The organism is Nostoc sp., assembly GCF_036917815.1.
Lineage (GTDB): Bacteria > Cyanobacteriota > Cyanobacteriia > Cyanobacteriales > Nostocaceae > Nostoc.
This window is the reverse complement of the sequence record NZ_JBALEK010000104.1, coordinates 1-6,294: the sequence shown is the minus strand read 5'-3', so window position 1 is coordinate 6,294 and position 6,294 is coordinate 1. Positions and strand designations below refer to the sequence as shown.

At 44.5% G+C, this 6,294-nt stretch carries 7 protein-coding genes; 4 read left to right on the top strand and 3 right to left on the bottom strand.

Annotation, left to right across the window (positions count from 1 at the left end):
- Positions 1 to 933: 933 nt before the first annotated feature.
- From V7K97_RS31850 to V7K97_RS31840, 3 genes are all read right to left on the bottom strand, one after another.
- The gene (locus V7K97_RS31850; protein ID WP_094329339.1) at positions 934 to 1,671 is read right to left on the bottom strand and encodes an SDR family oxidoreductase; all 738 of its coding nucleotides are present in this window, start codon (positions 1,669 to 1,671) and stop codon (positions 934 to 936) included.
- Positions 1,672 to 2,006: 335 nt separating this feature from the next.
- Entirely contained in the window at positions 2,007 to 3,104 is a 1,098-nt protein-coding gene (locus V7K97_RS31845; RefSeq protein ID WP_334804984.1) for an alkene reductase, read from the bottom strand.
- Between the two features lie 172 nt (positions 3,105 to 3,276).
- Positions 3,277 to 3,483, bottom strand: coding sequence for a DUF6398 domain-containing protein (locus V7K97_RS31840; RefSeq protein WP_334804983.1), 207 nt, complete (start codon positions 3,481 to 3,483; stop codon positions 3,277 to 3,279).
- Positions 3,484 to 3,851: 368 nt separating this feature from the next.
- Here V7K97_RS31840 and V7K97_RS31835 point away from each other — a divergent pair, with 368 nt between their 5' ends.
- The 4 genes from V7K97_RS31835 (at position 3,852) to V7K97_RS31820 (ending at position 5,971) form a co-directional block, all read left to right on the top strand.
- The gene (locus V7K97_RS31835) at positions 3,852 to 4,451 is read left to right on the top strand and encodes a Uma2 family endonuclease (RefSeq protein ID WP_334804982.1); all 600 of its coding nucleotides are present in this window, start codon (positions 3,852 to 3,854) and stop codon (positions 4,449 to 4,451) included.
- Positions 4,452 to 4,546: 95 nt separating this feature from the next.
- A protein-coding gene (locus tag V7K97_RS31830; protein WP_334804981.1) for an IS5 family transposase occupies positions 4,547 to 5,289 on the top strand; the annotation gives its coding sequence in 2 pieces (ribosomal slippage) (positions 4,547 to 4,873 and positions 4,876 to 5,289; 741 coding nt in all).
- Positions 5,289 to 5,654, top strand: coding sequence for a hypothetical protein (locus tag V7K97_RS31825; protein WP_334804980.1), 366 nt, complete (start codon positions 5,289 to 5,291; stop codon positions 5,652 to 5,654). Before V7K97_RS31830 ends, V7K97_RS31825 begins: the two co-directional genes overlap by 1 nt.
- Positions 5,655 to 5,665: 11 nt before the next feature.
- Positions 5,666 to 5,971 carry a fertility inhibition FinO-like protein gene (locus V7K97_RS31820; RefSeq protein WP_334804979.1) on the top strand — a complete coding sequence of 102 codons (306 nt, stop codon included), beginning with the start codon at positions 5,666 to 5,668 and terminating at the stop codon, positions 5,969 to 5,971.
- The last annotated feature ends 323 nt before the right edge of the window (positions 5,972 to 6,294 follow it).

Sequence of the window (6,294 nt, the reverse complement as noted above, 5' to 3'; positions counted from 1 at the left end):
TATTAATTACTAAGTGCTTTAGGTGTTTTTATGTAAAATTTATAGAAGCTTTTAATATCAGTATTTATACTACAAAATGAAGTGCGGAATGTGGGCTCATAAATGTCGTTCAAATGCCATTGGATTGGAACTGAAAGCAATGGACTTGGAAACTCAGCAACGAGACGATTAGACGATTACGTACATCATACCCCCACTTGGAAGCTGCGCCATTCCATCACCTTTGCCTGGGTGACTCTAACTCAGGGTAGTTCAATGTACTCATCACGCCATGCAATAGGATTCCACAATCCAAGAATTATAAAATCAGGTCTAGCATAAATAATGCCAAATAAATTTGGCTTATTCGCTTATATCCCTCGAATATAGTTCGGGGGTTTTACGCTCAAAGTTGCGCCGAATTCGGGGCAGAATCTGGGGTTTGACTTCTTGCTCTCGTGCTGGAATGACAATCCGGCGCTGATGATATTGAAAGAGGCAGGAGGCGCAATTTGGATGGGGATTCAAACCCCAACCAAATTGTAAGCGCCGTGTAGACGGCGGGGTTTGAAACCCTTGTTCCCTTCTCTGCGAGACGCTGCGCGAACCAATACTGCTCGGTTAAGCCTCTTTTGGACATTATAGACAACGATATCTCAAGGGTTTCAGCCTACTTTCTTTCCTTAACCGAGCAGTATTGCTGCGCGAACGGTCACGGGCAGGAGGCAGAGGGCAGTTTTCCTCCTGCCTCCTGCCCTCTGCCTCCTGCCTCCTGCCTCCTGCCTTCCTTGATAATCAAGAAATTGCTGGTTAAGTTTTCGCAGTGGGGAATTGCTTGTGTTGATGGGGTGCTGGTGAATTAGGAGGAGTAGTGAATCTGTACAATCGAGAAGAGTTTGGGCTTGCCGTTTAATACCCAGATCCCCTTGTCTAGAGTATTACCCTGCAATGTAGTTAACTTGATGACACCTCAACGACATTTTCCGCAAAGCTCTTATAAGCATTGCCCATTTGTTTAGCCATCGAGTCAGGAAAGACGTGAAAATCCCCAGCTTTGAGAGCTTTTATTATCCCGTCTGCCACAAGTGCAGGTGGCTCTGCAACCTCAGTCAGTCCTGCCGCATTGCCCATATCCGTGGCAATCGGGCCAGGGTGAACACTTAGCACAAGCGTGCCTTGCTCACTCAATAGTTCTCGTAATGCCTGGGTGATTGAATAGGCCGCAGCTTTTGAGGCACAGTAAGTGGCAGAATCCGGGAAACCCTTGAGCGAAGCAACAGAATTGATTTGGGCAAAGACACCACCTCCATTGGCTTTGAGTACCGGGGCAAACGCCTGAGCCATGTAGATCAATCCATATACATTGATCTTCATCTGAAATTCGAGAGCGGCGATCGCATTCTCAGCTAAGGGAGTTCCAGCTTGAAAAACTCCTGCATTATTGATAACAACTTGCACATCTGGGGCAGCTTGAGCAGCAGCAACAATAGATTGGGGATCACCTAAATCAAGCTGAATTGGTACTACCTGTAAGCCGTATTGCTCAACCAATGAGGAGACACTGTTGAGCTGACGAACAGCCGCATAGACTTTGGTGGCTCCGTGTTCAATAAACGACTCAACTATCGCCTTGCCGATGCCGCGATTTGCGCCCGTAACCAAAATGGTTTTGTCTTTGATGTCGTAGTTCATTTGGATTTCTGGTTATGGTTTTCCATGATCTGAAAAACCTTGGACAATCGATCTAAGTTAGGGCAAAAAAATTTAACTGCTCTCTTGAAGAAAGACTGCGGCTTCCACCGCTTTTTCTAGCATGGTATCATCATCTATCATCCGAATCTAGCAACACCATTTTTTTAGCCGTCTTTAGAGTTTGTGCTTTTTGAGGCATTTCCCGTAAGTATTGAGGAAACTTATGAGTTTCTCAAGCAAGCGATGCTCGGTAAATGTACTTCTGCTTGCAAATCCCAAGGTATTTGCACAGGACGATAAAATCTGTATTACATCAGAAACTGTACTCAATTTGTTCAATGGAGTTGCGACAGAGTTGGATAGTCTGTGTAGCCATGTTCACTACCACCATAGAATGTCCTGACATCACCTTCGCTTAAAGGGGCATTGAGTTGTAGCCGCTCCACTAAGTCAGGGTTAGAGATGAATGGTCGTCCGAAAACTATGGCATCAGCCCGCCCGCTTCTAATTGCTTCATCACCCTGTTGTCGATCAAAACCACCCACAGCCAGCAGTGTTCCTTGGTAAACGGTACGTAGCAGATCGATAGGGTTGAAGCTCGGTGCAGTTCCTCTGGCATAACCTTGGTTATACCCAACGTGCAAGTATGCCAAACCGAGTGGACTAAGTGCTTTTGCAACATAAGTGTAAGTCTCAGCAGGATTGTCATCGAATGTATCGTTGACTGTGAAGCCGGGAGCGATCTTGACTCCAATCCGCTCTGCTCCCCGGACGCTACAGAGTGCATTGACCACTTGAAGGGTAAAGCGAGTTCGATTCTCCAATGTGCCACCATAGGCATCGGTGCGTTGGTTGGAGCCACTGACTTGGAACTGGTTGGGTAGGTATCCAGTTGCTGCATGAAGTTCCACACCATCAAAACCTGCTTCAATAGAGAGTTCCGCCGCTCTGCGGAACTCCTCTACAATTTCGGGTATTTCAGATAACTCTAACGGACGGGGTATCTCGAAAGGGACTTTGCCATCCCAAACGTGAACTTCTTCGGACATCACCGGGACAGCCGAAGGTGCAACTGGTCGGGCATGGTTAGGTAATAGGGAGGAATGTGACACCCGTCCAGCGTGCATTAGTTGCACAAATATCCGACCCCCAGCAGCATGAACTGCATCTGTCACTTTTCGCCAGCCTTCAACCTGCTCCTGGTTGTGCAGCCCAGGACAGGTTGTGTAACCCCGCCCCATTGGAGAAGGATGCGTTCCTTCGGTAATAATCAGTCCTGCCGAAGCTCTTTGGGTGTAGTATTCGACCATTATTGGGGTAGGTACACAGTCAGTAGTAGCTCGAAGACGGGACATAGGAGACATGATGATGCGGTTGGTCAGGTCAAGCGAACCTAATCTAACTGGAGTGAACAGTCCTGATTTTTCTGGCATTGGTATTTTCCTCTTCTAGAACCAGTGCAATACCTGCGGTGGTAAACTACGCCCCATCGAGAACCTCAAAATACTGCCCTACAGATAATTTCAAGATAACTGAATTCCGAACGCTGACAATAGTTCTTAATTATTAATTGCCTCATATATCCTCCTACGGCATAATTATTTCTTATATGTTGCTACAAGCCCACGATTTGGCTAGTCCGGTTGCTAGGGGCGAGGGACGCTTGCGGCACAGAGCAACCGCCAGTTGGCGCGACATCTCTGCATATTCACCGTTAAGATGTTGAGAGCAAAAGGCATCGGTGAGGCGGGTGATTTCCTCAAATTTCCCTTGCATTTGTTTCGGAACTTTTTCGCCTACTGGTTTAGCCATACAAATCATCCAATGTTTCTATTGTCAGCGATCGCCATCTTCAATACATTGAATTTTAGACCTGTGCTGTGGTCATAAACCCTTTTTTTTGACTCTCTAAACTTACATTTTACTGATTTTTGGATATTTCAATCCTGGCATATTCTATAACTTTCCCAAACTCCCAGCGCCACGCCATCTCTACCAATATTTCCTTGCCGTTGGTGAATTGGATAATTTCTTACCCAAAGGCAATAAAACATATCAGAACCAGCCGATGGAAGCACATTGCAGCCTCACTTGGAGGCTGCGGCATTCCACCGTTCAATAGCAATTCTTCTTGACTTTGCAGATAATAGTTTTAGAGCTAATTATTTAAGAGGTTGATTGTGGTCTTTGCTCAAACCAGTCCCCCAGAAGTAATAACAACTCGCCTGACGTTAGACGAGTACCGGGCTATGGAAGAAACAAACCCTGAACGCCATGAATACCGTAACGGAGAGATTATTACTATGTCGGGAGGGTCGGAATCTCACAGTGCCATCGCCAGTAACTTCTTAATTTACTTAGGGTTTTTATTGAGAGACACTGATTTCCGTTTGTATAATAGCGACTTGCGAGTTTGGATTCCTGAATATCAATGCGGTACTTATACTGATTTGATGGTTGTTAATGGTGAACCAGAGTTTAATAGCAATCGCAATGATGAAATTCTCAATCCAATGCTTATTGTCGAAGTTCTATCGCCCTCGACTGAAGCTTATGATCGCGGGGACAAGTTCAGAAAATATCGCTCGATTACCAGCTTTTGTGAATATCTGCTTGTAAGTCAAACGGAACCCTATATTGAGCAGTATCACAACTTGGATCGGAACAGTAACGATCGCTGGCTATGGCAAGTTCACTCTCACCTTGAGCGGACGATTATGCTGCACAGTTTAAATGTAGAAATTTCCCTGACTGAAATCTATCGTCGGATTAATTTTTAAGGGTTGCTAGGGCGTGTCATCAATTATGTAAACTGGAATCAGAACTGCTGAAAAAGAATAAACACTCTTGAAAACGATGACGCGCCGATACGCTCTTGCGTGATGACCAGTGGGAAAGAATCAAAGACCTGCTACCTGGGCGAGAGGGCTATGTGGGAGTGACGGCGAAAGATAATCGATTGTTTATTGAAGCAGTGTTATATCGTTACCGAGCAGGCATTCCTTGGCGTGACTTACCAGCAAGATTTGGAGATTTTCGTGTGATTCACACCCGCTTCAGTCGATGGTCAAAAACAGGGGTGTGGGAGCAGGTATTTCAGCACTTGGCAGATGATGCCGACAACGAATATGCGATGATTGACTCAACGATTGTCCGTGCCCATCAACACAGCGCGGGTGCAAAAGGGGGGATGGATCTACAGAAGCTATTGGTCGCAGTAAAGGTGGATTAAGTACCAAGATTCATGCTGTGGTGGATGCGTTGGGCAACCCAATAAGCTTCCACTTGACACCAGGACAAGCCTGCGACCTTGATGGAGCCGACCAACTGCTACCCAACATTGTTGCTGACACAGTGTTAGCAGATAAAGGCTATGATGCGGATGAGCGAGTAATTGAGCGGCTTCAGACACAGGGGAAAACGGCAGTCATTCCCCCCAAACGTAACCGTAATCATCCTCGTGAATACGACCGTGATTTATACAAAGCTCGTCATCTTATTGAAAACTTTTTTGCCAAACTCAAACAGTACCGAGCGATCGCAACACGCTACGACAAACGTGCTGCAAACTTTCTAGGTGCAATTTATCTGGCTGCTTCTGTTATTTGGCTCAATTGATGACACGCCCTAGCAGTGAGCTTGAAGCAATGCTCGATAAAATGTTCACTCAAGTGTTAAGTAAAATCCAAAGGCAGATTATGATTTATTTAGCAAATGAAATAGCTTCAAATTCCCAACCCATTAGTTTTGTTAAGCTATTAACTAATATAAATCAAAGAGATAAAGCATCTTTGTCAACTTCCAAGTTAGTCAAAGCGTTAGAAAAACTTGAACGCCTGTCATTACTAGAAAGTATTAAACATCCAATTACAAAAGAAATTTTTTTTACTCTTCAACCAGTAATTAAAAAATATATTTTGACAGATCCACAGGGGTTCGTACATACATCTGATGCTTTGCCAACATTAGCAATCGCATCTTAACAGAGGTATCCATGATTGCAGGAAAACTAGAAGTAGCAATTAAAATCAACGAAGTGCCACAATCCAAGACCATAGAGAATGGTTGGCAACAATTTGAAATTGACTGTGATGGTCGCATCATTTCAATTACAGTCAAACCTAAGATTTACAAGAAACTGACTGATGCTGCTAGTAATTACCCACAGTGGGTTGCAGCAATCGCTGGTAAACTCGGTCAGCAAACAGACAACGGGTTCGTGCTAGAGGAACCCAATATACAAGTTTTCGAGCGCAAGCCCAAGGCAGAAACGACCTCTCTCTTCGGTGCTGTTTCTTGAAAAAGTGATTACCCAATCAGGGTAAGCTAGAACGAACACTGCTAAATGTAAATATGGAGGAGTCAAACAAAGAAAAATCAGAATCTCGCTAGATACGGAAAGACCACAAGTTATGTAAAATCAAGCTAATTCAAAGGAGGTATGGAGGTGAAGATACAACAGTACGAGAATTTAACGCACAAAGCGCCACTAAGGAGCAGCGCTTTGTGCGGGTCTTAAATTTCATATAACCCACATTCCGCACTTCATTTTGTAGTATAAATACTGATATTAAAAGCTTCTATAAATTTTACATAAAAACACCTAAAGCACTTAGTAATTAA

Excerpts from the sequence above, each read along its gene's own strand:
- V7K97_RS31845 (WP_334804984.1), bottom strand. The coding sequence starts at position 3,104 with ATGCCAGAAAAATCAGGACTGTTCACTCCAGTTAGATTAGGTTCGCTT.
- V7K97_RS31840 (WP_334804983.1), bottom strand. The coding sequence starts at position 3,483 with ATGGCTAAACCAGTAGGCGAAAAAGTTCCGAAACAAATGCAAGGGAAA.
- V7K97_RS31850 (WP_094329339.1), bottom strand. The coding sequence starts at position 1,671 with ATGAACTACGACATCAAAGACAAAACCATTTTGGTTACGGGCGCAAAT.
- V7K97_RS31820 (WP_334804979.1), top strand. The coding sequence starts at position 5,666 with ATGATTGCAGGAAAACTAGAAGTAGCAATTAAAATCAACGAAGTGCCA.
- V7K97_RS31825 (WP_334804980.1), top strand. The coding sequence starts at position 5,289 with ATGACACGCCCTAGCAGTGAGCTTGAAGCAATGCTCGATAAAATGTTC.